The 1,323-nt window shown below is 62.3% G+C and carries 1 protein-coding gene and 1 other annotated feature; the gene reads right to left on the reverse strand.

From position 1 onward, the window contains the following. Positions 1–39: 39 nt before the first annotated feature. A protein-coding gene (locus ATO4_RS26685) for an IS3 family transposase (protein ID WP_139802739.1) occupies positions 40–1,271 on the reverse strand; the annotation gives its coding sequence in 2 pieces (ribosomal slippage) (positions 40–980 and positions 980–1,271; 1,233 coding nt in all). After that, positions 871–987 (reverse strand) — a sequence feature (AL1L pseudoknot). (Overlaps the previous gene by 117 nt.) Positions 1,272–1,323 lie beyond the last annotated feature (52 nt).

A 1,323-nucleotide genomic window follows, 5' to 3' on the forward strand; every position in this document is an offset into this window, starting at 1 on the left:
TGAACCGCCCCGGGTTTGCCGGAGGCCGTTTGGTTTAAGTTACGCTGCTATGTCTGGCTGCTCCAGCATGGCGTAGTAGCGTTCCTCGGCTTCCGCCGGCGGGATGTTGCCGATGGGCTCCAGCAGCCGGCGATTGTTGAACCAGTCGACCCAGGTCAAGGTGGCGAATTCGACCGCCTCGAAGCTGCGCCATGGTCCGCGTCGATGGATGACCTCAGCCTTGTAGAGGCCGTTGATCGTCTCAGCGAGAGCGTTGTCATAGGAGTCTCCGACGCTGCCGACGGAGGGCTCGATGCCGGCTTCGGCGAGGCGTTCGCTGTAGCGAATGCTGACATATTGCGATCCGCGGTCCGAATGGTGCACGAGTCCGCCTCGATGGACGGGCCGCCGTTCATGCAGGGCCTGTTCGAGAGCATCAAGGACGAAGCTCGCATGGGCTGTCCGGCTCACCCGCCAGCCGACGATGCGACGGGCATAGGCATCGATGACGAAGGCCACGTAGACGAAGCCCGACCAGGTGCTGACATAGGTAAAGTCCGAAAGCCACAGCATGTTCGGAGCCGGGGCATGGAAGACCCGGTTCACATGGTCGCGTGGACATGGCACGGCCTTGTCATGCACCGTGGTGCGGATCGGCTTGCCGCGAATGACGCCGCAAAGGCCGAGGTTGGCCATCAGCCGCTCGACCGTGCAACGCGCGACATTGAAGCCCTCGCGCACCATCTGCCGCCAAACCTTCCTTGCACCATAGACCTCGAAATTCTCCGCGAAGACGCGCTCGATCTCCGGCTTGAGCTCCAGATCCCTCTTTGCCCGCCCCGACAGCTTCTCGGGATCGGCGCGCTTGGCGAGGTGGTCGCGGTAGGTCGACGGGGCGATCGGCAGCACCTTGCAGATCGGCTCGACCCCATGGACCTCGCGGTGATCGTCGATGAACGCGATCATCGTTTGAACGGGCGGTCGAGCTCCGCCTGGGCAAAATAAGCAGAAGCCTTGCGCAGGATCTCGTTGGCCTGCCGAAGTTCCCGGTTCTCCCGCTCGAGAGCCTTCATCTTCTCGGCTGTATCCGTTGGCAAACCCACCCGCTTGCCGGCATCGACCTCGGCCTTCTTCACCCAATCCAGAAGCGTGTGCGCTGAGCAGCCGATCTTTGCCGAGATCGACTGGCAGGCCGTCCAACGGGAGGAATGATCACCCTCGTGATCCAGCACCAACCGCACCGCGCGATCGCGCACCTCAGGAGAAAACTTGTTCGTCGTTTTGCTCGTCATGGCTCCATCCTATTTGGAAGTTGGAGCCTCCGGCAAACCCGGGGCGGTTCAC

Source organism: Aurantimonas sp. 22II-16-19i (assembly GCF_002088275.1).
Taxonomy (GTDB): Bacteria; Pseudomonadota; Alphaproteobacteria; order Rhizobiales; family Rhizobiaceae; genus Jiella.